Source organism: Devosia sp. RR2S18 (assembly GCF_030177755.1).
GTDB lineage: Bacteria > Pseudomonadota > Alphaproteobacteria > Rhizobiales > Devosiaceae > Devosia > Devosia rhizosphaerae.
This window is the reverse complement of the sequence record NZ_CP126539.1, coordinates 2,643,451-2,668,265: the sequence shown is the minus strand read 5'-3', so window position 1 is coordinate 2,668,265 and position 24,815 is coordinate 2,643,451. Positions and strand designations below refer to the sequence as shown.

The 24,815-nt window shown below is 61.0% G+C and carries 21 protein-coding genes and 2 pseudogenes; 9 read left to right on the top strand and 14 right to left on the bottom strand.

Features of this window, described 5'->3' with window-relative positions:
• Positions 1-42: 42 nt before the first annotated feature.
• Positions 43-1,608 carry an ABC transporter substrate-binding protein gene (locus tag QOV41_RS13075; RefSeq protein WP_284577146.1) on the bottom strand — a complete coding sequence of 522 codons (1,566 nt, stop codon included), beginning with the start codon at positions 1,606-1,608 and terminating at the stop codon, positions 43-45.
• 136 nt (positions 1,609-1,744) lie between these two features.
• Here QOV41_RS13075 and QOV41_RS13070 point away from each other — a divergent pair, with 136 nt between their 5' ends.
• The gene (locus QOV41_RS13070) at positions 1,745-2,383 is read left to right on the top strand and encodes a DUF1028 domain-containing protein (protein WP_284577145.1); all 639 of its coding nucleotides are present in this window, start codon (positions 1,745-1,747) and stop codon (positions 2,381-2,383) included.
• A 186-nt stretch (positions 2,384-2,569) separates the two neighbouring features.
• On the opposite strand, the gene QOV41_RS13065 is transcribed toward QOV41_RS13070, so the two are convergent.
• The 7 genes from QOV41_RS13065 to murQ form a co-directional block, all read right to left on the bottom strand.
• Complete coding sequence (locus QOV41_RS13065) at positions 2,570-3,472, bottom strand: ABC transporter ATP-binding protein (protein ID WP_284577143.1); 903 nt, start codon at positions 3,470-3,472, stop codon at positions 2,570-2,572.
• Positions 3,469-4,287, bottom strand: coding sequence for an ABC transporter ATP-binding protein (locus QOV41_RS13060; protein ID WP_284577141.1), 819 nt, complete (start codon positions 4,285-4,287; stop codon positions 3,469-3,471). Before QOV41_RS13060 ends, QOV41_RS13065 begins: the two co-directional genes overlap by 4 nt.
• Positions 4,284-5,162, bottom strand: a complete 879-nt coding sequence (locus tag QOV41_RS13055) for an ABC transporter permease (RefSeq protein WP_284581325.1) — start codon at positions 5,160-5,162, stop codon at positions 4,284-4,286. Before QOV41_RS13055 ends, QOV41_RS13060 begins: the two co-directional genes overlap by 4 nt.
• Positions 5,163-5,174: 12 nt before the next feature.
• On the bottom strand, positions 5,175-6,152 hold the full coding sequence (locus QOV41_RS13050; RefSeq protein WP_284577139.1) for an ABC transporter permease: 978 nt from the start codon (positions 6,150-6,152) through the stop codon (positions 5,175-5,177).
• Positions 6,153-6,313: 161 nt separating this feature from the next.
• Complete coding sequence (locus tag QOV41_RS13045) at positions 6,314-7,981, bottom strand: ABC transporter substrate-binding protein (protein ID WP_284577138.1); 1,668 nt, start codon at positions 7,979-7,981, stop codon at positions 6,314-6,316.
• A gap of 31 nt (positions 7,982-8,012) precedes the next feature.
• On the bottom strand, positions 8,013-9,038 hold the full coding sequence (locus tag QOV41_RS13040; RefSeq protein ID WP_284577137.1) for a glycoside hydrolase family 3 N-terminal domain-containing protein: 1,026 nt from the start codon (positions 9,036-9,038) through the stop codon (positions 8,013-8,015).
• A gap of 95 nt (positions 9,039-9,133) precedes the next feature.
• Positions 9,134-10,069, bottom strand: a complete 936-nt coding sequence (gene murQ / locus QOV41_RS13035; RefSeq protein WP_284581323.1) for an N-acetylmuramic acid 6-phosphate etherase — start codon at positions 10,067-10,069, stop codon at positions 9,134-9,136.
• Positions 10,070-10,177: 108 nt separating this feature from the next.
• Here murQ and QOV41_RS13030 point away from each other — a divergent pair, with 108 nt between their 5' ends.
• The 7 genes from QOV41_RS13030 to QOV41_RS13000 all read left to right on the top strand — a co-directional run bounded on the left by QOV41_RS13030 (position 10,178) and on the right by QOV41_RS13000 (position 16,991).
• Positions 10,178-11,026 carry a MurR/RpiR family transcriptional regulator gene (locus tag QOV41_RS13030; protein WP_284577135.1) on the top strand — a complete coding sequence of 283 codons (849 nt, stop codon included), beginning with the start codon at positions 10,178-10,180 and terminating at the stop codon, positions 11,024-11,026.
• A gap of 134 nt (positions 11,027-11,160) precedes the next feature.
• Positions 11,161-12,225: an ABC transporter ATP-binding protein gene (locus QOV41_RS13025; protein WP_284577133.1), complete on the top strand. Its 1,065-nt coding sequence runs from the start codon at positions 11,161-11,163 to the stop codon at positions 12,223-12,225.
• Between the two features lie 52 nt (positions 12,226-12,277).
• Positions 12,278-13,519 carry an extracellular solute-binding protein gene (locus tag QOV41_RS13020; protein WP_284577131.1) on the top strand — a complete coding sequence of 414 codons (1,242 nt, stop codon included), beginning with the start codon at positions 12,278-12,280 and terminating at the stop codon, positions 13,517-13,519.
• Positions 13,520-13,592: 73 nt separating this feature from the next.
• Positions 13,593-14,513 (top strand): carbohydrate ABC transporter permease, encoded by a 921-nt coding sequence (locus QOV41_RS13015; protein WP_284577129.1) that lies wholly within the window; start codon positions 13,593-13,595, stop codon positions 14,511-14,513.
• Entirely contained in the window at positions 14,510-15,391 is an 882-nt protein-coding gene (locus QOV41_RS13010; RefSeq protein ID WP_284577128.1) for a carbohydrate ABC transporter permease, read from the top strand. Before QOV41_RS13015 ends, QOV41_RS13010 begins: the two co-directional genes overlap by 4 nt.
• The gene (locus tag QOV41_RS13005) at positions 15,388-16,053 is read left to right on the top strand and encodes an N-acetylmannosamine-6-phosphate 2-epimerase (protein ID WP_284577126.1); all 666 of its coding nucleotides are present in this window, start codon (positions 15,388-15,390) and stop codon (positions 16,051-16,053) included. The genes QOV41_RS13010 and QOV41_RS13005 overlap by 4 nt, the downstream gene beginning before the upstream one ends.
• The gene (locus QOV41_RS13000) at positions 16,050-16,991 is read left to right on the top strand and encodes a BadF/BadG/BcrA/BcrD ATPase family protein (RefSeq protein ID WP_284577124.1); all 942 of its coding nucleotides are present in this window, start codon (positions 16,050-16,052) and stop codon (positions 16,989-16,991) included. The genes QOV41_RS13005 and QOV41_RS13000 overlap by 4 nt, the downstream gene beginning before the upstream one ends.
• A 17-nt stretch (positions 16,992-17,008) precedes the next feature.
• On the opposite strand, the pseudogene QOV41_RS12995 reads toward QOV41_RS13000, so the two are convergent.
• The 5 genes and pseudogenes from QOV41_RS12995 to QOV41_RS12975 form a co-directional block, all read right to left on the bottom strand.
• Positions 17,009-17,448: pseudogene (locus tag QOV41_RS12995) on the bottom strand (GNAT family N-acetyltransferase).
• Positions 17,441-18,562, bottom strand: a complete 1,122-nt coding sequence (locus tag QOV41_RS12990) for an anhydro-N-acetylmuramic acid kinase (RefSeq protein ID WP_284577123.1) — start codon at positions 18,560-18,562, stop codon at positions 17,441-17,443. The pseudogene QOV41_RS12995 and the gene QOV41_RS12990 overlap by 8 nt, the downstream one beginning before the upstream one ends.
• A 10-nt stretch (positions 18,563-18,572) precedes the next feature.
• On the bottom strand, positions 18,573-19,565 hold the full coding sequence (locus QOV41_RS12985) for a serine hydrolase domain-containing protein (protein ID WP_284577121.1): 993 nt from the start codon (positions 19,563-19,565) through the stop codon (positions 18,573-18,575).
• Positions 19,566-19,580: 15 nt separating this feature from the next.
• Positions 19,581-20,639 (bottom strand): ABC transporter permease, encoded by a 1,059-nt coding sequence (locus tag QOV41_RS12980; RefSeq protein WP_284577119.1) that lies wholly within the window; start codon positions 20,637-20,639, stop codon positions 19,581-19,583.
• A gap of 55 nt (positions 20,640-20,694) precedes the next feature.
• Positions 20,695-22,211, bottom strand: a pseudogene (locus QOV41_RS12975) (ABC transporter substrate-binding protein).
• Positions 22,212-22,478: 267 nt separating this feature from the next.
• Here QOV41_RS12975 and QOV41_RS12970 point away from each other — a divergent pair.
• Complete coding sequence (locus QOV41_RS12970) at positions 22,479-23,336, top strand: MurR/RpiR family transcriptional regulator (RefSeq protein ID WP_284577117.1); 858 nt, start codon at positions 22,479-22,481, stop codon at positions 23,334-23,336.
• 408 nt (positions 23,337-23,744) lie between these two features.
• Here the strand turns inward: QOV41_RS12970 and QOV41_RS12965 are convergent, their stop codons facing one another.
• The gene (locus QOV41_RS12965) at positions 23,745-24,719 is read right to left on the bottom strand and encodes a LacI family DNA-binding transcriptional regulator (RefSeq protein WP_284581322.1); all 975 of its coding nucleotides are present in this window, start codon (positions 24,717-24,719) and stop codon (positions 23,745-23,747) included.
• Positions 24,720-24,815: the final 96 nt, after the last annotated feature.

The window sequence follows — 24,815 nt, the reverse complement described above, 5'->3', positions numbered from 1 at the left end:
GGAGAAGTCCCGCAGCGAGGGGCCGCGGGACCGGGGTTGAGACTATTGCTTGGTGACGTCGCGCAGCACGAGGCTGAAGTCCGGCTGCAGCTGGAAATCGCCCACTGCCGCGCTGGTCACCGCGTTTTGCTGCCAGTTGGCGACGAAGAGCCAGGGCGCGTCCTCATGAACGATTTCCTGCACCTGCCGGTAGAGCTCGCCGCGTTCCTCCTGATCGGTCGAGGTGCGGGCCCGGTCCAGCAGTTCGTCCACTTCAGGATTGGAGTAGTAGGACGAATTGAAGCCGCCTTCCTCCGGCCAGGCTCCGGTGCGGAGCGTCAGGAAGGGCAGGGTGTCGGGATCGGTTGTCATCCAAGCCATCTCTGCCATGTCCGCCTTGCCCTCGAGGCCGGGGTTCACTTCAGCCAGGAAGGTGTTCCACTCATAGGTCTCGATGTTGACGTCGAGACCGACGGCAGCGAGGTCTGCCTGGATCGCGGTTCCCATTGGGACCGGGTCCAGCATGCCCGATCCACCTTCGGTCACAAAGAAGGTCAGCTCGGCGCCCTCGGCGTCCGCTTCGGCCAAAAGGTCGCGGGCACGCTCGGGATCATAGGGGTAGGGCTTGACCGCTTCGTTGTGGGCCCAGTTGAAAGCCGAGGGAATGGGGCCGGCCGAAACCGTGGCGGTGCCCTGGAGGACGTCGTTGACGAGGCTCTCCTTGTTCACGGCGTAGTTCACCGCCTGGCGTACCCGCTGGTCGGTGAAAGGGCCTTCCTTCATGTTGAGCATGACGTACCAGACATGCGGGCCGGTCGTTTCGTGCACGATGAAACTGTCATCGGTGGCGAAGTTCGCCACATTGTCCGGTGGTGTTTCCAGCAGTACGTCGATGCCACCCGAGAGCATCTCGGCGACCCGGGTATTGGCATCGGTAATGGGACGGAAGACCACCGCTTCGAGCGGCGCTGCGCCATCCCAATAGTTCTCATTGCGCGAGGCCACCACCCGCTGATTGGCCTGCCACTCTTCGAACTTGAAGGCGCCGGTGCCAGAGGGATTGCGGCCATAATCGGCACCATGCTGCTCGACGGCCGCAGGGGAAACAATGAGCCCGGTGGGGGAGGCGAGATTGGAGAGGAAGGGCGCAAACGGTTCGTTGAGCGTGAACTCGACAGTGTTGTCGTCGATGACGGTGACCTCTTCGACCGCCGAGAACTGGAACGACAGCGGGAATGGGCCCGTCTCGTGGAAGGGGTGGCTCTCGTCGAGCATGCGGTCAAAGTTGAACTTCACTGCCTCGGCATTGAATGGCGACCCGTCGTGGAAGGTCACGCCTTCTCGCAGATTGAAGGTGTAGGTGAGGCCATCTTCGGACACGCTCCAGTCGGTCGCCAGAGCCGGTTCGATCTCAAGCGTGCCAGGCTTGTTGCGGACCAGACCGTCATAGATGTTGACCGCGATGCGGAAGTCGTTGGTGGCCGTAGAGACATGCGGATCGAGCGATTGCGGTTCGGCGATTTGGCCGACGACGAGAACATTGGGCGGTGTTTGCGCGTTGGCAGGACCAGACAGCGCCAATGCTGTCGCAAGAGCCAGGGCTGCTACGCCCCTCCATTTTGCAGTCATGACTACCTCCTAGGGATGTCGGTATCGACCGCGCCAAAGCTCCCCTCCGGAACGGCCTTGCGCTGCAATTTATCAGCATCAATTTGCAGCGCAACCGATCTATGCGTATAAATTGGGGGTTCAGGGAGGCGCGTTTTTGACCTTTTCCATCGTTGCACGAGATCCGGGCACTGGCGCATTGGGCGTAGCCACAGCCACTGGTGGACCGGTTGTTGGCTCATTGGTGCCGCACGCCCGGGCCGGTGTTGGCGCGATTGCGACCCAGGCCATGACCAACCCGTTCTATGGCTTGGAGGGGCTGGATCTGCTGGCGAGTGGCAGCGATCCGGAGGCGGCTCTGGACCGGCTGGTTGAGGACGATGCAGCACGAGATCAGCGGCAATGCATCATTGTGGACGGCAAGGGGCACACTGCCGCCTGGACCGGGCCCGCATGCATCTCCTACGCTGGCGCTTTGATGGCACCGGGCATTGTCGCCGCGGGAAACATGCTGGTGGGTCCAGAAGTCATAACGGCGCTGCTGCTTGGCTTCGAGCTGACAGAGGGTGCCCTTGAGGACCGCCTTATCGGTGCCTTGCGGCGTGCCAATGCAGCCGGCGGTGATGTGCGGGGCATTCGGTCGGCAGCTCTCAAGGTCTACATTGGACAGAGCTATCCAGCTGTTGATCTCCGCTCTGACTGGTCGCTCAACCCGCTAGAGGATCTCGCAGTCATCCTCGCCGAAACCCGGGCGCCCGGCTATGCCGACTTCTTCCGGGACGTGCCAAGCCGATAGTATAACCCCCGGCAGTTCTGCTTTTGGCGCGGGGGCGCTCGGGCCGCGTCAGGGTGTGCTGTGTCGGGCGGTGTCTGCCCTGCCTGCGCGGGTTTTCGCGGAGGGCGTGGGGGGGCGGCGGCAGCGGCAAATGTGCGATAACGCCACTTGTCAGCCATTTTCGAGCGCGCCCGCTGCAGTCCGGTCTCAGCCGGGCATTGGGCGTATATGGTGGTTGGCAGCCACCTGGCGTATCGCGGGCTGCGGCAAGGCGGCCTGGCGGCGAATGAAGTCGAGCTGTTGGAGCTCCTCCGGCGGCGCATCGCCGAACCGGCGATCCGGATCGGGAACGGCGGCGAGCAGAAGGCGGGTATAGGGGTGCTGGGGATTGCCGAGCACGCTTTCGGTGGCGCCCCATTCAACGATCTGCCCGGCATACATGACCATGATGTCTTCGGCGACAAAGCGTGCGGTGGCGATATCGTGGGTGATGTAGAGAAGCGCGAGATTGTCGTGCCGTTTCATGTCGTTGAGCAGGTTGAGAATGCCGAGACGCACCGAGACGTCGAGCATGGAGGTCGGTTCATCCGCCACGATGACCTGCGGGTTGACCGCAAGGGCCCGGGCAATGCTGATGCGCTGGCGCTGACCGCCCGAGAGTTCATGCGGGAATTTCGGCATGATCAGCTTGGGGTCGAGCTTGACGCGCTCCAGCAGTGCCTCAATGGCAGCACGGCGTTGCGAGCCGTTCAGCTGCCTTTGATGCAGCTGCAGGGGGCGCTCAAGATGATAGCGAATGGTGTGCGTTGGGTTGAGCGACGAGAACGGATCCTGGAACACCATCTGTACCGAGGCGCGATAAGCCTTGATGGCTTTGGCGCTGGCCTGGCCCAGCGCCTCGCCCTTAAAGAGCAGGCGTCCGTCATCGGGATGGTATTCGCGCATGATGAGGCGCGCGGCCGTGGTCTTGCCAGAACCCGATTCGCCCACCAAAGCCTTCGTGCGCCCGGCATGCAGCCCGAAAGAAACAGCGCGGGCTGCGTAGATCGGCTTGTCGGCGCGGCCAAAGATCTTCGATACGTTGTCGAGCGCAAGAATAGGGTCGCTCATGCGCCTGGCTCCCGGCCGATTTGTTCACCATGAAGCTTGGGCATGGAGGCCCAGAGGCGCCGTGTATAGTCGTGCTGGGGCGTGCGATAGATGGTCTGGGCATCGTTGACCTCGACCAGTTCACCTTCCAGCATGATCCCGATGCGGTCGCTGACCTGCACCATCAGGCCCAGATCGTGGGTGATGAACAGCACCGAAAATCCCAATTGCTTGCGCAGCACGTCGATGCGCTGCAGGATTTCGCGCTGCACCACCACGTCGAGCGCGGTGGTCGGCTCGTCCATGATCAAGAGCTTTGGATTGAGCGCGAGGCAAATGGCGATGACGATGCGCTGCCGCATGCCGCCAGAACACTGGTGCGGGTAGCTGGCGAGCCGATCGGGCGAGATGTCGACAAGCTTGAGGAGTTCGGCGGCGCGGGCGCGCGCCTCGGCACGGCCCATGCCGGTATGGGTGTGCAGCACGTCGTAGAACTGATCCTCTATGGTCAGCACCGGATTGAGCGAGTTCATGGCGCTTTGAAACACCATGGCCACTTCCCGCCAGCGGAAGCGGCGGAGCGCATCATCGTCGAGCTCGAGAACATCGCGGTCTTTGACCAGAATCTGACTGCCCTTGCGGATCAGGGCCGGCGGGCGGTGGAGGCGGCTGATGGCGAAAGCGATGGTGGACTTGCCGCAGCCGGACTCGCCGGCCAGACCGAAGAACTCGCCGGGCTTGATGTCGAAGCTGACATTCTTGACCGCGTGGAAATCGGTTTCGGCGCCGATATAGTCGATGTTGAGGTCGCGAACAAAAAGCGTGGACGTGGTCATAGCTTGCCCTCGCCCTCGCGGACCATGCGGGTCCAGCGATTGAGCATGCCACCGGTGCGCAGGCGCGGATTGGCGATTTCATCGATGGCGAAATTGATCAGCGCCAGGCCCAGGCCAAGGATGGCGAGCGCAAAGCAGGGGGACAGTAGGTCCCACCAGGCGCCGACGGAAAGGGCCGAAGCATTCTGAGCATTGTAGAGCATGATGCCCCAGGAGACCGTATTGGGGTCGCCCAGGCCGAGGAATTCCAGCGTCGCCTCGGTGATCACGGCAAAAATGACGCTGCCGATGAAGTTGATACCAACGATGGAAATCAGATTGGGAAAAATCTCGAGCGCCATGATCCGCCAGGACGGCTCGCTCAGCATTTCGGCGGATTTGACAAAGTCGCGCTGCCGGATGGACAGCGTTTCCGAACGGGTGACGCGCACGCCCCAGGCCCAAGAGGTAAAGCCCAAGATAAGCGCGATAACCAGGGGGCTCGCCTGACCGATAAAGGCGGCGATAACCAGGAGCAATGGCAGGTTGGGAACGACCAGCACCATATTGGTGAAGAAGTTGATCAGTTCGTCGATGGCGCCGCCCTTGTAGCCAGCAATGATACCCAGAACTGTGCCGATCACGGTGATCAGGAGGCCAGCGCCAAAGCCAACAGCCAGGGAAACGCGGGCGCCATAGATCAGGCGGGTGAAGACGTCGTGGCCCAGGCGGGTGGTGCCAAGCCAGTAGTCGGCGGACGGTGGCTGGTGCGGACGGCCGACGCGCTGGGTGGGGCTGTATTCGGTCAGCAGAGGCGCAAATATCGCAATCAACACAATGACGAGGAGGATGGTGACGCCCACCACTGCCTTTCTGTTGTGCAGCAGTTGTTTCAGAAGGTCCATGGCTCAAGCCTTCTTGAGGCGCGGATCGAGCAGCACATAGCTGAGATCGACGATGAAGTTGGAAATCAGCATGGCGCCGGTCATGATCAGGAGCTGGCCCTGGATCACCGGGTAATCGCGCGCAAGGATAGCCTGATATAGCGTGTTGCCCATGCCGGGATAATTGAACACGACCTCGACCACGAGTGCGCCGCCCAAAACGGTGCCGATAGCAATGGCAAGGCTCGATACGGTGGGCAGGAGCGCGTTGCGCGCGGCGTAAAGCAGCATGACGCGCTGCTCGGCCAGGCCCTTGGCTCGACCCATGACGATATAGTCTTCGCCCAGAAGGTTGATCATGTTGTTGCGCATAGTGACGGTGAAGCCGCCAGTCAGGACGGTGATCATGGTCAGCATGGGAAGGGTGCCGTGATACAGCACGCTGGAAATATAGGTCCATGAAAAGGCCGGATCGAGCAGGGGATCGGCGGCATAGCCATTGGGGAACCAGCGCAGTGTGTAACCAAAAACAAAGAGCGTGATCAGCGCGACGACAACGGCGGGGACCGAACTCGTAAAGATCGACAGCAGCGAGACGATGGAGTCGAAGCGGCTGCCGCGGCGCCAGGCGGCGGTGATGCCGAGGAGGGTGCCCAATGTGAAGCTGATCAGCGTGGCAAAACCAACGAGGCCCAGCGTCCAGACCAGGGCGCGGGCGAGAAGGTCGGTAACCGGAAGCGGGAAGTATTTGATCGAGCGACCCAGATCGCCGCTGAAGACGCTCTGGAGATAGGCCAGATATTGCTCATGCAGTGGTGCATCGATGAAGCCGAAGGTGAGCTTGAGCGCATTGAGATTTTCCAGCGACAGCTCGCTGCCGGCGCTCGAGAACATGATCTCGATGGGGTCGCCCGGCATGAGGCGGGGGAGGAAGAAATTGATCGTCGCGGCAGCAAGGAATGCCGCGAGGTAGAAGGCCAGGCGGCGCAGCAGGAAGGTCATTGTTTCTGCACTTGCTCCTTGATGGGCCTGGCAAAGTGATGGTCACCCGCGGTGTCATCCCCGCGCAAGGGGGATCGATCCATCTCGAGATGTCAGGATGGGGTCTCGCCGGGGTGACAGCCGTTGGGGTGGGTAGCGGAGTGGTCCGCTACCCCAATGCTTTATTCAGCAACCGGCTCGAGATCGAGTAGCTGCAGCAGGCGGGTGGGGTTGGTGACCGAAACGACCGGAGAATATTTCGGGTTTTCGGCATCGGCCCAGCCGGTCCAACGGGTGGTGTTGTACTGATAGAAGGCCGGGCTATTGTAGATCGGAATGATCGGCAGCGCTTCGGCGACGATCATCTGGATCTCGTCCATGATCGATTTCTGCTCAGCAGGATCCTTGACCTGGGTGTAGCGACCCAGCAGTTCCACGACCTCGGGGTTTTCCCAGCGGGCCGCAGTGAAGCGGCTCTTGCCAAAATCGTCCGGATTGAAGGAGCGGATATAGGGCAGGTAGGGATTGGCGGTCGCCGACAGCGCATTAAGCGTCAGCTCGAAATTGCCGGCAATGAGGTCCGAAGTCCAGACGGCAGCTTCCGGCGTGGACATCGAGACGTTGATGCCCGCTTCCTGCAAGGTCTCCATGGACAGTTGCACCGCATCGATCCAATCGGTCCAGCCATTGGGAACCTTGAAATCGAGCTCCAGCGGTGTGCCGTCGGGATTGTCGCGGTAGCCGTCACCATCGGCGTCGACATAGCCGGACTCTTCAAGCAGGGCGATGCCGGCTTCAAGATCAAACCGGCCATATTGGCCGAACTGGGTTTGCACTTCCGGATTGGCAAAGGACGCATAGAGCTCGCCCAGGCCCGATGGATCCTGGTTGACGAGCGGATAGCCATATCCGGCAATGTCGACGATGGTTTCGCGGTCGATCAGCATGCTGACGGCGCGGCGGAAATTGACGTCGTTGAAGGCCTTACGGGCGTTTTCGTCAGGCGAAACCTGCGACATCTGCAGCGAAACGAGGCTGGAAGGCGTGAACCAGTATTTGTGGTGTTCCGGATCCCTGGCGACGAAGGTGTTGTCGATGTCCGGAATAAAACTGGTACCCCAATCGAGGTTGCCTTCGGCCAATGCTGCGAGCACCTGGGGATTGTCGGCGAGCTGTGGCATGCGCAGGCAATCGACGTCGAGGTTATCGGCATCCCAATAGTGCGGGTTACGGCACTGCTCGTAAACCTGCGGGGTGAAGCGGGTGATCTCGGTCATCGGGCCGGAGCCCACGGGGTTTTCGTTGGCGAAGGTGACCGGATCTGTGACTTCGGACCAGATGTGCTCGGGCACGATGGGCATGCCGACAATGGTGTTGGCGATCAGCGAATTGGGTTCGTTGAGATTGAAACGGACAGTGCGGTCGTCGACTTTTTCCACCGAGGCGAGCTGCGCCGAGATGGAGATGAAGTCCAGCGCCGGATGCTCCTTGATGTACTCATAGGTGAAGAGGACATCGTCGGCGGTGAAGTCTTCGCCATCGGACCATTTGAGGTCTTCGCGCAGGGTGAAGGTGATGGACATCAAATCGTCGGCCAGCTCAAAGCTTTCGGCCAGACGGTAGTTCGGTTCATTGCCCTTGAGGCGGTTGAACACCACCAGCGGCTCGTACATGAAGTCCTGCGTCGTGTAGCGGGCCGATGTCTGGCTGAAGGGGTTGAAATTGCGCACGAAGGTGGTGACCTGCTCGGAGGCGAGGGTCAGCACATTGCCGCTGTCCTGGGCGCTGGCCGGCGCGGCCAGGCCGAGCACGGCGACGGACGCTGCCGCCAGTAAGTTCAGTTTGTGCATCTTTCAATCTCTCCTTTTTGTCCGGCCGCGCTCAGGCGAAGCCGTTCTCCCTGAAAATTTGTTCCACCTCGGCGTGGAGCGCCCGGACGTCGACCTGGCGGTTGCCAAGGCGGGCCTGGGCACGCGCGACACGATCGAGGCTGTGGGTGGTCATCGGACCTGCGGCCTTGGCGGCAGCCTCGCTGGCGGCGAGATCGCCTTGGCTATGAAGCGCCAAATCGTAGCCGGCGTCGAGTGCGGCGCGGACACGTTCCGGCCAGCTGCCGGATAGCGCCTCCATGGTGAGGCAATCGGTAACAATAACGCCGTCAAAACCCAGCTGATCGCGGATTAGATCATGAACGACGGGGGAGACTGAGGCAGGGCGCTCAGCGTCGATCCGAGTGAAGATCAGGTGCGCGACCATGGCCCAGGGACTATCCTTAAGGGCGATGAAAGGACCGAAGTCAGTGTCCGTCATCTCATCAATGGTGGCGTCCACGACAGGACAGTCGAAGTGCGGATCCACCGAGACGCGACCGTAGCCGGGGATGTGTTTCATGATCGGCATGGAGCCCACTTCAAGCATGGCATCGAGGACAACCCGGCCGAGTTCGGCGACAAGCGCTGGGTCATCACCGAATGAGCGGCTGCCGATGACGTTGTGGGTGCCTGTGCGCGCCAGGTCCACCACGGGGGTGGTGCCACTGCCCAGGCCCAGCTCCCTCATCATGGCGCCCATGGCGAGGGTCGACTGACGCAAGGCATATTTGCCGAGCTCGAGATCCTTGCGGGCGAGAGCGCCGAAGCTGCCCAGATCCCGGAAAAGGGGCCAATTGCCATTATCGAGGCGCTGCACCCGGCCGCCTTCCTGGTCGATATAGACTGGCGCGTCATCGCGGCTGACCGCAGTGCGGAACTGATCGACCATGCGGCGGATCTGGTCGGGACTGTCGAGATTGCGCTTGAACAGGAAGAGCCCGAAGGGATTGGTTTCCCGAAAAAAAGATTGCTCGCTGCTGGAGAGTTCGTGGCCGGGCATACCAACAAAGAGGGCGAGGGGCGCAGTGGCGGACATCAGCTGACGCCTTTGTGCCTGGCGGCCCGGTAGAGCCGCTCTCGCAGTGGGAGGGCATGGAGTTCGACGCGAAAATTCACCGCCGATCTCCTGTCTTAACCGGTTGCTCTGGGCTGGTGTTCGCCCGCGGCTCGACGCAGGAATCCGCCAGCGCTTTGCAAGGCGATCTCGCCCTCCTGTGCGGTCATCCCGGTCAATGCCATTAGGATCGCCAGCTTCACGTTATTCCGGCTTTTTTCGAGGTAAGTCTCGGCCTGGTCAGGAGAACAGCCGCTCGCCTCCACGAGGATGCGGACCGCGCGCGCGGCAAGCTTCTCGTTGCTCACCGACACATCGACCATTAGGTTCTCGTAGGTCTTGCCGATGCGGATCATGCTGGCCGTCGTCAGCATGTTCAGCACCAGCTTCTGCGCCGTGCCGGACTTGAGGCGCGTCGACCCGGTGAGGGCTTCGGGACCCACAACCGGTGAAATGGCGATGTCGGCCATACGGTCAATGGCTGACCCGGGATTGCACGAGAGGGCTACCGTCGTGGCACCGATACTGCCCGCGTAGTCGATGGCACCGATGACATAGGGTGTGCGACCACTGACCGCGATGCCAACGACAACATCCTGCGCAGTGGCGTCAATCCGCTCAAGATCCCGTCTGCCTTCGCCGGGATTGTCCTCTGCCCCTTCGATCGGATGCCGCAGGGCCCGGTCACCGCCAGCGATGAGGCCGACCACCATGCCTTCGGGCACGCCAAAGGTCGGCGGGCATTCCGACGCGTCGAGTACGCCAAGACGGCCGCTGGTCCCCGCGCCCATATAGATAAGCCGACCACCCTGACGAAACGCCTCGACGATGCGGTCGACTGCAGCGGCAATCTGCGGCAGAACCATCTTAACGGCGTCGGGCACTTTCGCATCTTCAGCGTTCATAGCTGCAAGTATCTGCGGCGTCGACATCAGATCGATCTGCATGGTGTCGGGGTTGCGAGACTCGGACACGAGATGTTCAAGTTCTGCGACCAGGGTGCTTTTTGCCATCATGCCTTCACTCAGAGTATTGGGGGATGCTATGAGTGATTATTCCGGCTGTCAACGAAACTTGGAATTATGTATTCCGCGACGCTGCCGGGCTGATGAGGGGCTGGCATGTCGATCTTGAAACTTCTTGAAGCCAAACTGGGAGCCATGACGCAGGCCGATCGCCAAATTGCGCAGTACATTATCGACCACCCTGACCTCATGGTGAACCTGTCCTCGGCGGCGCTTGCCCAAGCGACCGGACGCAGTCAATCCAGTGTGGTGAAGTTCAGCCAGAAGCTCGGCTATGCCGGATATCAGCAGTTGAAGCTGGCAGTGAACAAGGCCAAAGCTATCGAGTGGCACGCCCCCGGAGGTGTCATTCACGGCACCATAGAAGCCAGCGACAGCTATATGACGATCCTGCAGAAGTTGACAGGATCCAAACTGCTCTCGATGCGGGAAACGTCTGCCGCCAATAGTGAGCACACCATCGACTTGGCACTGGAAGCGCTTGCTGATGCCCGCCGCATCCAGTTGGCAGGGGTGGGGGCTTCCTCTCTCGTCGCCCGAGATTTCTCCTATAAACTCCTGAAGCTAGGCCGTTCTGTCCTTTTGGACAGCGACACTCACATCCAGATCTCGAATGCCTCGGCGCTTACTTCTGCAGATGTGCTGATCGCGCTTTCTCATTCGGGTCGCAGTGTGGAGACCCTGCGCATTGCCGAACTTGCCAAGGCGCGCGGTGCCACAATCATCTCGGTCACAGGAATGCAGCCCAACCCTTTGCTGGACCTCGCCCATCTTCATCTGTTCACCGTGGGCGACGAGGAGAGGGTGCGGTCATCGGCGATCACCTCCCGGGACGCGCAACTGATGCTGACCGACATGCTCTTCATCCTGCTGCTGCGTCGGCAGTCCGATGCTCACGACTACATTCACCGCAGCGAAACCGCGGTAACCGTCCTCAAGGTGTAGTCGGCACTCCCCTCCGTCGCGTAATATTCTATTCTTGACAGCAGCGCTGCCGAGGAATTTAGTATTCCGGTTGTCGGCAAGCGGTCTGATGGTTGCCTGTTCGTGAAGGAGCAGGAAGGTGGGAGGAATATTCGTTGGCTCAACTCTCGCTCCGGGACATCAGGAAGAGCTTCCGGAATACCGATGTGCTTCATGGCATCGATCTGGAAATCGGCGATCGTGAGTTCGTCGTCTTCGTTGGCCCATCCGGCTGCGGCAAGTCGACCCTGTTGCGGCTGATTGCAGGCCTGGATCCACTTTCGGGCGGCGAATTCCTTCTGAACGGCCGTCGCATGAACGACGTACCGCCTTCGCGTCGCGGTATCGCCATGGTGTTCCAGTCCTACGCACTTTATCCGCATATGGACGTCTACGAAAACATGGCGTTCGGCGCCCGCCTTATGGGGCTCGACAAGGCTGAAGTCGAAGCCCGCATTGCTGAGGCAGCGCGGATGTTGCGGCTGGAGCCGCTTTTGCAGCGCAAGCCGCGGGAACTTTCGGGTGGCCAGCGCCAGCGCGTCGCCATCGGTCGGGCGCTGGTCCGCAAGCCCGAAGTTTTTCTGCTCGATGAACCACTCTCCAATCTTGATGCGGCATTGCGCTCCGAAGTTCGGCTGGAGATTGCTCGTCTGCATCGTCAGATCGGCGGCACGATGATCTACGTCACTCACGACCAGGTCGAAGCCATGACCTTGGCCGACAAAATCGTGGTGATGAACTTGGGACGCATCGAACAGGTCGGTTCGCCCCGTGAGCTCTACGAGACCCCAACCAACACCTTTGTCGCCAGCTTTATCGGTTCACCACGCATGACGCTGGTCCATGTGCGGCGTGATGGCGATCGCCTGGCGATTGTAGATGGTGGCGCAGTATTTGCGGGGGCGCTACCTGACGTGCCGGCGCTCAAGCTTGGCCTACGTTCAGATGCCGTCTCGCTGAGCAGGGACGCTCTTGACGACGGCTTTACCGGCGAGGTCGTCTATACCGAATATCTGGGCGACAACGCCTATGTTTATGTTCGCCTGGCCGACGGTACGCTGCTTGCTGCGCGCACCGGGCCCGACGAGATCTTCGAGCCTGACGAGCGGGTGGCTGTCGTGGTCGACCCGGGTGCAGTGCATCTGTTTTCCGCCGAGGATGGCCGGCGGCTGACGCCTTAGGGCGTCGGGGAGGGCGGTCCACCATGGTCAATCTAACGAGAAGAGGGAAATAATGAAGACCAACATCATTCGCATCGGCGCAGCCTTGGCTGCACTCTGTATCGCCGCACCTGCCCTGGCGCAGGATCTCACCTTCTGGAGCTGGCGGCAGGAAGACCGGGCTGCCTACGAGCAGTTCATCGAAACCTTCGAAGCGGCCAACCCTGGTATCACCGTGACCTTCGAGACCTTCGAGGCCACCAACTACAACACCATTCTGTCCACAGCGCTTGCTGGCGGCACCGGGCCGGACGTCATGATGGTGCGTGCCTATGGTGGTCTGGAGAACGTCGCTTCGGCAGGTTATCTAGAGCCGCTGACCACCGAAACGGTACCGGCTCTCGCCGAGTTCGCCGAGCCCGCCATTGCGGCTGAAAGCATGCGCGCCGACGGCGCCATTTATGCAGTGCCCTTTGCCAGTCAGACCCAGCTGGTGATCTACAACCAGGACATCTTCGACGCGAACGGCCTCGAAGAGCCGCAGACCTGGGAAGAACTGAAGGCCGCCAGCCAGACCCTGCTCGACGCCGGCGTCATTCCCTTCGCCAACGGCACAGCGACGGCCTGGCAGAACGAGACCGTGACCTTCGGGCTCGGCTCCTCGCTCATGGGCAAGGACTTCTACGACGAGCTGATGGCCGGGACCACCGACTTCACCGACGAACGGTTCACCAATGCCCTGAGCGAAGTGGCTGACGTTGCGGGGCAGTACTTCGCAGACGGTTTCATCGGCCTTGACTATCCTTCTGCCCAGCAACTCTTCAGCTCAGGCATGGCCGCCATGTTCGTCGGCGGTTCCTACGAACTGGCGACGTTCCGTGCACAGAACCCTGACCTTGAACTGGGCGTCTTTGCGGCTCCGGGGGAGACTGCCGAGGACGCGAAGCTGGTTGGCCTCTATTTTGATGGTGGCTATGCCGTCAATGCTGCCAGCCCCAACAAGGAAGCTGCGGTCAAGTTCCTCAACTATCTGGCGAGCCCGGAATTCGGCCAGGCCTTCGCGGACACACTGAACAATGTTTCAGCTGTGCCAGGCGTGCAGTTCAATGACCCGCTGCTGGCCGAAGTCAATGAGCTCAATCAGTCGTCCATCCCTTACCTGATGCTGGTGCATTTCCGCTATGGCGAGCCTTCTGGATCGGTCCTCATCCAGTCCGAGATGCAGAAGCTCTTCGCCGGTGAGACGACGCCAGAGGAAATCGGCAATGCCCTGACCAGCGGTCTTGCCGCTTGGTACGAGCCTTTCCAGGACTAAAACTCCCCAACCAAGCGGTTCCTCTTAACTGAGAGGGACCGCACTATGCAGCGCCAGAGCGAAGCGAAACGACATGCCTCACCTTCGGATGACGGGCCGCGGCCTGTGGATCACCGCCCTTGTCGTGCCACCGCTCGCCTTTGTAGCCCTGTTTATCGTCTACCCAATCGTTTCTGCCTTTGCCTACGCATTCTTTGATTGGCAGGGGCTGCGCCGCGGTGATTTCGTGGGACTTGAGAACTTCCACACGGTGCTCTTCGTCGAACCTTATCGGAGCTGGACGCTCAACGCCTTCAAGAACAATGTTATTGTGTTCTTTGCGCTTATGGTGCTGCAGAACGGACTGGGGTTCCTGCTGGCGTATGCCTTGTGGCGCGAGCTGCCAGGTGCACGGTTTCACCGCGTGGCCGTGTTCCTGCCGGTCGTGCTCTCAACAGTTATTGTCGGTTATCTCTTCAAGCTCTTCCTTCACCCGCTGTTCGGTGTGGTCAACATTACCCTGCGTGGGGTGGGTCTTGATTGGCTGGCGCAGCCATGGCTGGGCCAGAGCGACACCGCCCTGTTCTCGCTGATTGCTGCCCAAGCCTGGCACATGGTGGGGTTTCCCACTCTTGTGTTTCTGGCTGGCATGCAGCGCATCCCCAGTGAGGTACTGGATGCGGTGCGCATGGAAACCCAAAGCGAGTGGGTCAAGATCACCAAGATCGTCTGGCCGCTGGTTGCCCCCAGCGCCACGATCGTCTTCACGCTTCTGTTCGTGGGCGCCTTCAATTGGTTCGAGCTCCCCTACATCATGGCAGGTCTCGACGGATCGCCCTTTGGCTCCACCGATGTTCTGGGCCTTTATTTCTACCGAACAGCATTTGGCAATGTTTCGGCCGGCCAACAGAATTTCGGGCTCGGCAGTGCCTTGGCCGTGTTGATCTTCGTCTTCATCGCATTCGTCGCCACATTCATCACCATCCGGCTGCGCGCGCGGGAGATCCAGGTATGACCGCCACCACAAGCGACGCCGTGACTACAACGGGCTACTACGACCAGAAGGGTCTCCTGGGAACCTTGGGGCGTGACGGTCTGCTGCAGATCATCCTAATCGCCAATACGGTGCTGATGCTGGCCCCGATCGTCATCATGGTCTTTTCGGCGTTCAAGACCACGCCGCAGATCTTTCAATCTCCCTTTGGTATCCCTGACTTCACCCAGCTGGGCAATTTCGTCCGGATCTGGACCGAGACCAACTTTTTACGCTACCTGCTGAACTCGTTCTTTGTCACTGGCACCTCCATGGTGCTGATCCTGACCTTGGGGACCATGGCTGCCTACGCGATCGGGCGCTATCAGTTCACCGGATCGGCCTTCATCTTGATGTTCTTTCTGGCGGGGCTGACCTTGCCGCTGAAGCTGGCCATCATTCCCTTGTTCATGCTGTTGCGGGACCTCTCGATCCTCAACAATCAGTTGAGCCTTATATTCGTTTATACGGCCATGGGCTTGCCCACGACCGTCTTCATCATGACCGGATTCATCCGGACGCTGCCAAGCGAGCTGGAGGATGCAGCGCGAATGGATGGCGCGAGCGAAGCACGGATCATGTGGTCGATCATGCTTCCTTTGGTGCGCCCCGCCATGGTCATTGCAGGAATCCAGAACGTGGTTCCCATCTGGAACGACTTCTTTTTCCCTCTGGTCTTCATTCAGAACGATAACCTCAAGACCCTGCCGCAGGGGCTGACCACCTTCATGGGTGAGTACACGACTGACTGGGGTGTGCTGTTTTCCGGGCTGACACTATCGGCGGCCCCGATCATCATCATCTATATCGTCCTCTCCAAACAGTTCATCTCAGGGATGACCTCGGGGGCCGTGAAGTGAAGCTGCCGCGAGGGCTGATCGTCTCGTGTCAGGCGCGCGAGGACAATCCGCTCCATGGCCCCACCTATATGGGGGCGATGGCACAGGCGGCGCGGGACGGCGGCGCGGTTGCCATCCGGGCCAATGGTCCGGCGGACATCGCAGCGGTGAAGGCTGCCCAGTTGCCGGTAATCGGCATTCACAAACTGTTCTCACTCCATCATCCCGTTTATATCACCCCGAACTTGGAGGCGGCGGAAACCATCGTGTCAGCGGGCGCCGAAGTTGTGGCGCTCGATTGCACGGCGCGGCCGCGCGATGGCGAACCGCCTGCTGTCCTCGTGCGCCGTATTCGCGAGGAACTCGGCGCCGAAGTCTTCGCCGACATATCCACCCTGGACGAGGGTTTGGCCGCAGCAGCTTGGGGCGCGAACTATGTGGCGACAACGCTTTCGGGTTACACAAGCGAAACCGAGCCCAGGCCGGCGGAGCCGGACCTGAAACTGCTCGAAGCTCTGGCAAGGACGCTCGACGTGCCGGTCATCGCCGAAGGCCGCTATAACACGCCTGATCTGGTGCGGCAGGCGTTCGAAGCTGGTGCCCATGCCGTTGTGGTTGGGACCATGATTACCAATCCTCGCGAGATCACGGCCAGGTTCGTTGTCCAAGGCGTGCCGGCGTGACAACGGCGGTACATCTCGGAATCGATGTTGGCGGTACCGCAAGCCGCTGGGTCGCGTGCGATCATGCCGGGCACGAGATCGGCCGTGGGGCCGCGGCCGGTGCAACGGCGCATGTGTTCAATCCCACCGAGAGGGATCGGCTTACGTCCTCGTTGAGGATGATCGCCGAAGGGATTCAAACATCGAACTTTCTTGCCCTTGATGTGACCATTGGACTGACCGGATTTGGTGCCGCAGTGCGTTCGGACGTACAGGCGATTACTGCCGGGTACCTGAACCTCCCGGCGCACTTGGTCACCGCCGTGGACGACATGGTGCTTGCCTATGCAGCGGCTTTTGCGCCTGGTGAGGGGATACTTGTCTCAGCGGGAACGGGGTCCATCGGACTTTATATCGGTCCTGATGTTGTGGTGCGGGTTGGTGGCCGCGGCATCCTGATTGATGATGCCGGGTCAGGAAGCTGGATCGCTCTGCAAGCTCTGGATCGCCTTTATAAAACGCTGGACCACACGGGGTCGTTTGACGCCGTCGAACCGCTTGCGCGAGAGATCTTTCGGGAAATTGGAGGATCGGAGTGGAGCGATGTAAGGCAGTTCGTCTACGGCAGCGATCGGGGACGGATTGGGGCACTGGCTGTTGCCGTTGCTCGCGCGGCGACGGCCGGCGACGCTACTGCTGCTGCCGTATTGGAGGAGGCGGGCGCCGAACTTGCTCGGTTGGCGGTGGCGTTGACCTCGAGGGTAGGGCGCCGTCCGACGGGTTTCGTTGGCGGCGTGGTGGGACTGCACGAGCGCGTCCAGCCGGCGATCCGTCGCGCCCTGCCGGGGCACGAGGTTCGCTTTCTCAGCCTCGATGCTGCCCTGACGGCGGCACGCCTGCAGACGCCACAAGGTGAAACGTGGCGCAGGATCGTGGCTGCTGGTGCGGGACTTGGATAGCTGCTGCTCGCCAGCCTCTAGAAAGCAATTGCGTGTTCGGCCAGGCGCTTGAACAGAAAACTGCGGGTGCGACCATGTGGAAAGTCCGGCAGGGCGCCGAACACCGCATAGCCGGCGCGCTCATAGATACGTTGGGCATGGGGATTGAAGGTGTCGATATGAGCGCCGTGACAACCACGCCGCTGCGCCTCCGTTCCGCAGCGGCTAACATTCTCGTCGCGAGTTTCTGTCCGCGATAGCTTTGGGAAACCCACAGCCACTGCACATAGAGCCAGCCCCAGGCGGTGTATCCGGAAAGCCCCGCCACCAGACTGTCCTCCGTCTGGATCAAAACGGCGAGGGGCTGTCGCTCCGCCGGGCCAACGTCGCTCTCATTGAAAGCTGCCAGGCTGCTGCCGATCCGCTCCAAGTCTTCAGCCGCGGGGCAGTTTGTCACTGTGAGGGCAAGTTCAGGCATCGCTCAGGCGGCCGCCCGTCATTGGGTGCGGGGCCCCCGTGGTCGTGGGGAAGCTGATCGGCAGGCCCCGCAACACGCGAACCGCGAGAAAAGCAAAGCACTCCGCCTCGATGGCATCGCCGCGCCAACCGACAGCGTCGGCGGAGACTGCCTCAATCCCGGTGCGGCTCTCGAGCATGGCCATAATTGCCGGGTTGTGCCGGCCACCGCCGCAGACTACCAGGCGGTGGGGGCGGCTCGGCAGCAGGTCCAGCGCCTTGCCTACAGCACCGGTGGTGAACGCTGTCAGGGTCGCGGCCCCATCGGCATCTCCCAGCCCATCGGCCATGGTGTAGGAGAAATCGAAGCGGTCGAGCGATTTGGGGTAGGGGGCATTTAGATAGGGATGGGTGAGCAGGGCGGCGAGGCGCGCCTCATCGACAGTGCCGCTCAAGGCCAGTTGCCCATCCCGGTCCATATCCCCTAGACCCCGTGCCTTGATGAAGTCGTTGATCGGCGCGTTGGCCGGACCGACGTCGAAGGCAACAAGCTGGTCCTCGCCATTCCACCAGGTGATGTTGGCCACACCACCCAGATTGAGCACGGCCGTGCGGCCGTCATTTGCACCGAGGCGGCGCAGCAACGCCTGGTGGTAAAGGGCGGCGAGCGGGGCTCCCTGACCGCCGGCCCGCACGTCGGCCGAGCGAAAATCAAAGGCAACGCGGATGCCCAAGAGATCGGACATCAATTGCCCGTCCCCGAGCTGCCGGGTGGCACCAATCCGGCCCGGCTGCGGCGCGCGATGGAGTACCGATTGTCCGTGAAAGCCGATAATGCCGATGTCGGACGGGCGTAGCCCGGACTCTTCAATGACTGCCGCGACTGCAGCCGCTTGCGCCCGGGTTAGTGCCTCTTCCGCCTGGGCGAACACTGCCGGCTCAGGGCCCTCGAAATTCCACTTCCGCGCTGCCGCAAGAGTGTCCTCGAGCAGGTTGCGGATCGACTGGGGGTAGGGCGCCAGCTGGAAGACACCAAACTGCTCGATTCTCTCGCCATCCGTGCGCAGCAGCGCCACGTCGATATTGCCGTCGAGCACGGTCCCCGTCATCAGTCCGACGGCCCAGATCGGATCCATCTTGTGTCTCCTAGTCGCTATTGATCAGATCGCCGACGGCACGCCGCAGGGCGACGATGCCGCTGTCAAAGTGACGGGTCGGATGCACGCGGTTGGTGAGGAGTGTCCAAGCACAGCCGCGTTCAAAATCGATCCAGAGGCCTGTCCCGGTAAATCCAGTATGACCGATGCTTGCTGGCGAACAGAGCTCGCCGCCGGACCACCCCTCGTAGGGACGTTCCCAGCCATGGGTGCGACGCGCCGAGAGCGGGGTGCGGATCGGAGCATCGGGACCTGTGTCGGCAAGGCGGTCCCTGGCGAAGTCGAGGACTGCGTCAGCGGTGCCAAAGAGCCCTGCATGGCCGGCACCCTCGAGGGCCGAGCAATTATCGTCGTGTACTTCGCCGACGAGCACCCGGTGCCGCCAACTATCGTCTTCCGTTGCCGCGCTCTGCGCCGGATCGGCGGACCAGGCAAACCCAGGCCCGGGATCCATCTGCCGAATGCCTTGCCGCTCGATCCGCTCGAGCGCGAGACCAAGAAGCATGAAATTGATGTCTGAATAGACTGCAGGACCCGCTTCCCACTGGTGCTGCAGCAGAAAAGCGCGCAGCAGCTGAGGATCGCGGCCATAGGTATAGAGCGGGAAAACTGCCGGAAACGGCGTCTGATGTCCTAGGCACTGCCGGAAGGTGACGCGACGTTCCCAATTGTCGGGATTGTACTGCCGAAAGTCCGGCAATGCGCTGATCAGGGGCGCATCAAGATCGATGCGCCCTGCATCTGCCAGCGCGAGAATGCGCTGGGTGGTGAAGATCACCTTGGTGAGGGACGCCAGATCGAACCAGGTGTTATCGGTCATCTCTCGATGTTGTGGCACAAGCTGCGCCGCTCCCAGCGACCGCATCACGCGATTGCCGGCGTTATCAACTATACCAAGCACCCCACCCGGGATGCGGCCCGTTTGGACTGCCGTGGCAAGCGGGGCAAAGGCCAACTCGAGTTTTTGGTCCAGTCTGCTCATCCTAGGCCTCCAGTCTCACGTGATGGTCTGCGCCAACCCGATCAGGAGGTCCAGAACGCGCGCCTGCACCGACACGTCCAGCGCTGACACAGCCTCGTCAAGCACCACCACATCGGGGTTGAGCATCAGCGCGCGGGCGATGCCACCACCGCCATGTCGTGCGAGATAAACAGATAGGCGAGGCCGAACTCCCGCTGCAAATCGCAACACTGTGCCCTGGACCAGGGCATAATCGCGCTGGCTGATGGCATCGAGCACCAATCGCCCGATCCCGGGCAGGGCGAAGATCTGTTCCACGATGACCGCGCCGCCCAGAAGATAGCCGAACTCGACGCCCGATAACGTCACCACCGGGATGAGGGCATTCGGCAGGGCGTGATGCCAGATGACGCCCATGGCGGAGGTACCCTTGGACCGGGCCGTCCGCACATAATCCTCGCTCAGGACGTCGAGCATGGCGGAACGCGAAATGCGCGTCACCGATGCCGCGAACGCAAAGCCAAGGGTAATGGCAGGAAAGATCAGCTGGCTGAGATTGGCCACCGGGTCTACGGTGATCGGCGTGTAGACACCCATGGGCGGCACGACGCCGAAAAACACTGACAAAACATAGATGATGAGAATACCCAGCACAAAGCTGGGTGTGGACTGTCCAAGCATGGCCAGGAGGCGGACACCGAGATCGCTCGGGCGTTCGTTGCGGGTGGCGGCTAGAACGCCCAGAGGGATCCCAACCGAGAGCGCGATCAGCATAGCGAGAATGGCCAGCTCCAGCGTCAGCGGAAAGCGCTCGATGATGACGTGGAGGACGGGTCTGCCATAAATGGTGGAGACGCCCAGATCGCCTTGAAACAGGCCGCTCAGCCAGCGGATATATTGCGACCAGACGGGCTGGTCGATGCCGAAATAATTGGCAAGCGCGGCGCGTTGCGGCGGGGTGAGAAGACCCGCTTCAGTACCGAGCATCGCGGTAATGGCGTCTCCCGGAATGAGGCGGATGGACACGAATACCAGAATAGAAACGCCCAGCAGGATCAGCGGAAACGTCAGCAGCCGCTGCGCCACATAGTGCATTAGGAAACAGTTCTCATGGAAATGGGCCGGCCCGAGGGCCGGCCTGAATTGAGGTTTATTGGACCGAGACCTTGGTCAAGCCGAACAGCGTACCAGTGGGTGACGGCTCGTAGCCGCTGACATTGTCCCGCTGGGCCGTGTAGTTGTAGGAGGTCGAGAGCCAGAGCCAGGGCGCCTGCTCGGCCAGATGACGTTCGAACTCCTGGAAGATTTCGACGCGCTTGGCCGGATCCGTTTCCCGCTGACCTTCCGCCATCAGGTCGTCAAGCATGTCATCCACGAAGTTCGAGACATTGAGGAGGTTACCCTCTTTGGTGAAATAGCGATTATACATCGGATAGGGATCGGGCCGCCCGCCATTGAGCGCCACCGCCATATCGAAGTCGCCCTTGAGCCAGCGATCAACATAAACGTTGAGCTCCATCATCTCGATCTCGAGCTCGATGCCGATCTCGGCAAGTTGCTGCTGCAGCACTTGCGCTTCGGCGGCAGCCACCGGCGGCTCACCGGTAGCGCCAATAACGGTCGCTGCGAAACCGTCCGCCATCCCCGCTTCTTCCATGAGCTGACGGGCACGATCGAGGTCTTGCTCGTAGCAGAAGAGCGTATCTGGATCCTGGGCGACGGCTGGCATGGTCAAAGGACCGGTAACATGACCCTCGCCGGCGAGTGCCGCATCGACGATCTCCTGGCGATCGATCGCGCAGGACATCGCCTGCCGCACCTGCAGATTGTCCATGGGCTCGCGGGACGGGTTGAGCTGGAGCACGTTGTAGGCGAGGCCCGGCACGCGGTTCAGCTGCAAATTGGGCTCGTTTGGCACCATGGTTGCGACCAGCGGATCGTTGATTAGGGCGAAGTCGATCTGTCCCGCACGGAGCGACGCCAGGATTGCCGTCTCATCGGGCAGCACGGTGACGTTGATGCCATCGATCGCCAGCTCGCCGCCCGCCCAGTCCGGATTGGCCGTGAGTACTTCCCGTGCATTCGGCTCCCAGGAATCAAGGATAAACGGACCAGAGCCGACCGTGGTGGTGCCGATCGAGCCTGCCTCGATCTCGCTTGACGGCACGATGGCAGCGTTGATCGTGGCCATGGACGCCAGAATGGGTACATCAGCCGTGTTGAGGTTGAAGACGACCGTGCCCTCGTCAGGCGTGTCGATGCTTTCGATCGAAAGGAAGTTCGACCGAGCGGCGGCCGATGTCGCTTCATCAAGAATGCGCTCAAACGAGGCTTTCACGTCAGCCGCGGTTACTGGCTCACCGTTAGAAAACTGGGCATCAGGATCGAGTGTGAAGGTGAGAGTCTGCGCGTGCTCCGAAAACTCCCAGCTTTGGGCGATCGCAGGCACTACGTTCAGATCGGCATCCAGCCGCACAAGCGGCTGTAGATCAACTCGAGCAAGCGGAGGGAGGAAAACGCCGTCTGCTTGTGAGGATCAAGGCCGGTGGCGTCCTGCGACCAGGCCATGCGCAATGTCTGGGCCTGGACCGGCAGCGCCAGGGCGGTCGTCGAGAGGGCGGCTACGGCAAGCCCTGCCCACAAAGTCCGTCGAGTTGGTCGAAGCATTTTTGTTCCTCCTCATATTTGGTCCAGTTCCAGACAACACGACTATGCCTGTCGGATGTCTGGTCGGGAGCACCGCGGTGCGCACGCTTGGTATGGCGCTGGCCGAGCTTGATTGCAGCCTAGGAAGTTCATCTAGATCGTGTCAACGATTTTCAAGCTGGATCGTGCGGATGAACTTTTGTTTCGCGGTGCGACTGGCTACATTGCGTTGGTCACCAGGTGAATGCTGCAGGGGAGCGGATCCTCCGCTGCGCACAGGAGTACGGATTGGGCATTCAATCGAGCATAGAAAGTGCGGCGCCAGGGTTCACCCCCACCATGCAACGGGTGGCGGATGCGATCCGCGCCAATCCGTCCATAGTCCTTGATCAGACGATCTCGGAGCTGGCGGCCTCCTGCCAGACTTCGGTCGCTTCCGTCGTGCGGTTTTGTCGTGCTCTGGGCCTCACGGGATACGCGCAATTGCGCATGTCGCTCGCCACCGAACTGGGCCGCGAGGCAGCCCAGTTTGGACTGGGCATGACATTGGGCGCCGAAATCGCTCAGGCCGATACGCTGCAGGACATGGCCGCCAAGGTCGCTTCGCTCGAGATCATGGCCATCGAGGAGACCGTTTCGAGCCTCGACTTTGACGCGTTAGGCCGGGTGGTCGCTGCAATGGACAAGGCGCAGCGGATCCTCCTGTTCGGGGTCGGAGCAAGCCACTTCGTGGCACAGGATCTGCACCACAAATTGTTCCGTATCGGCCGCAATGCTTTCGTGATGGCTGACTCTCATGAGGCTTGGTCGGCAGCTTTGCTTGCGCCCGAGGCGACGGTGGCGCTCGGGTTCTCCCATTCTGGCACCACGTGCGATACCGTGCGCTATCTGGAAATCGCTGGAGAGGCCGGTGCCCTGACTGTGGCGGTCACTGGAGCGCCGGCTTCGCCACTGGCGAAAATGGCCCAGGAACGGCTCATCAGCCACGCGCGCGAGAGCCGATTGCGGGCCGGCGCAATGGTCAGCCGCATGGCGCAATTGTGCATCGTCGACTGCCTCTTCATGGGCGTGGCGCAGCAGCGCTACGACCAGTCCATTCAAGCTTTGCAGCGCACGCGCGACATTACTCATCCTCGCAATGTCTGATCTCGAGCTTAGGAACGCATGGGCTGGGCCGGGCTACGAACATTGCTGGTGCCATACCTGCCTAAAAAGCCGTTGCATGTCTTGCGGTGGAGAAGCCGCTGCTCGCGTCAGACCGATTCTCGACTAGGCGCCGAGCAGGTCCGACCTTGGTTCGGGCAGCGGCGTAGCGCCATAGCTGGGGGGGCGGGCGGAGCCGGCGACTGCGGGAAATGTCCGATAGCGCAAGTTGTTGTCGAACAACGGCCCATTTGCTGGGGATTGTTCGACACCATCCGTGGTGTAACTTCCCTTAGCACTAATGCCAGACCACTGGGGTTAACTCGGAGATTGTCCGATGCTCGCCCTGGTTGCACATTGGCCGCAGGAGGCCGTGACCGGCCGTAGGAGACCACAGCCCCAGGCCAATGTTCAGGGCGCCAGATTTGCCACTGAGTCGCGCTCGATCAGCTCGGGCACCAACATCAGTCGCTGGGGCGGCAGTTGCCGCCGGCTGGGGTCCAGCCTATCCATCACTGTTCTGAAAGCGGCAATGCCCATGTCGGTGCCAGGCAGGCGGAGTGTCGTCAGCATCGGCGATATTTGGGTCGCGGCGGCAAAGTCGCCATAGCCAATGACAGAAACATCGTCTGGTACGCTGTAGCCAAGCCGATGCAGTTCAGAAACCACGAAGACGCCCAAGCTGTCATGCGAGCAAAAAAGGGCGGTCGGCAGTTCGCCATCCACGCTCAGGTTGAGGAAGGCCTCTGCGAAGGGATTAGCGGGACTGAACTGGATCTCACTGATCCTTGTGCCAGCACAGGCAAGGGCAGCCTCACGCAATCCGAATAGGCGCTCCATACGGCCACGCAACACCCGGCTGCCGTGCACGAAGGCAATACGGCGATGGCCACGGGCAATCAGATACTGACCAACGGCATTGCCAGCTTCATGATCGGCGCCGGACACTTGATCTGTCTGCTCCAGCGGTGACACCCAGCCGAGCCGCACCATTGCCTGTCCCGAGCGTCGGAATGCCTCCACCGTCTCGGCACTGTGCTGGCCCACCAGAATGAAGCCAGCACTGATTCCAGCAATGGCACCGACCCTCTCGGCGTCCGGGGCCCAATGGGTCTGCACCTGAAAACCGGCCGCCGCCGCCTCGCCCTGGATGCCGTTCTGCATTTGCATCCAGAGCTCGCTATTTACCGGATCATGCTCAGCGAAAACGATCTGGATGATCGGCTGCGCCGGGGCGACGTCGACAGGCCGCGAATAGCCCAGCTCCACAGCTGTGTCAGCGATGCGCTGGCGCGTCGTTGGGCTGACGCCATCTTTTCCCGCTAACGCCCTCGATACAGCGAACTTCGATACCCCGAGATGGTCGGCGATGTCCTGGAGGGTCACTTTTTTCAAAGAAGGGTTCCCGGGCGTTTTGTTAGGTTATAGCACAGCGATTGTTATGTGCAAGGTATGCTTCATAAGCCGTAGGTGTACCTCAGT

Coding starts and splice junctions, on each gene's coding strand:
- QOV41_RS13075 (WP_284577146.1), bottom strand. CDS start 1,608: ATGACTGCAAAATGGAGGGGCGTAGCAGCCCTGGCTCTTGCGACAGCA.
- QOV41_RS13065 (WP_284577143.1), bottom strand. CDS start 3,472: ATGAGCGACCCTATTCTTGCGCTCGACAACGTATCGAAGATCTTTGGC.
- QOV41_RS13060 (WP_284577141.1), bottom strand. CDS start 4,287: ATGACCACGTCCACGCTTTTTGTTCGCGACCTCAACATCGACTATATC.
- QOV41_RS13050 (WP_284577139.1), bottom strand. CDS start 6,152: ATGACCTTCCTGCTGCGCCGCCTGGCCTTCTACCTCGCGGCATTCCTT.
- QOV41_RS13045 (WP_284577138.1), bottom strand. CDS start 7,981: ATGCACAAACTGAACTTACTGGCGGCAGCGTCCGTCGCCGTGCTCGGC.
- QOV41_RS13040 (WP_284577137.1), bottom strand. CDS start 9,038: ATGTCCGCCACTGCGCCCCTCGCCCTCTTTGTTGGTATGCCCGGCCAC.
- murQ (WP_284581323.1), bottom strand. CDS start 10,069: ATGGCAAAAAGCACCCTGGTCGCAGAACTTGAACATCTCGTGTCCGAG.
- QOV41_RS13030 (WP_284577135.1), top strand. CDS start 10,178: ATGTCGATCTTGAAACTTCTTGAAGCCAAACTGGGAGCCATGACGCAG.
- QOV41_RS13020 (WP_284577131.1), top strand. CDS start 12,278: ATGAAGACCAACATCATTCGCATCGGCGCAGCCTTGGCTGCACTCTGT.
- QOV41_RS13015 (WP_284577129.1), top strand. CDS start 13,593: ATGCCTCACCTTCGGATGACGGGCCGCGGCCTGTGGATCACCGCCCTT.
- QOV41_RS13010 (WP_284577128.1), top strand. CDS start 14,510: ATGACCGCCACCACAAGCGACGCCGTGACTACAACGGGCTACTACGAC.
- QOV41_RS12990 (WP_284577123.1), bottom strand. CDS start 18,562: ATGGATCCGATCTGGGCCGTCGGACTGATGACGGGGACCGTGCTCGAC.
- QOV41_RS12985 (WP_284577121.1), bottom strand. CDS start 19,565: ATGAGCAGACTGGACCAAAAACTCGAGTTGGCCTTTGCCCCGCTTGCC.
- QOV41_RS12980 (WP_284577119.1), bottom strand. CDS start 20,639: ATGCACTATGTGGCGCAGCGGCTGCTGACGTTTCCGCTGATCCTGCTG.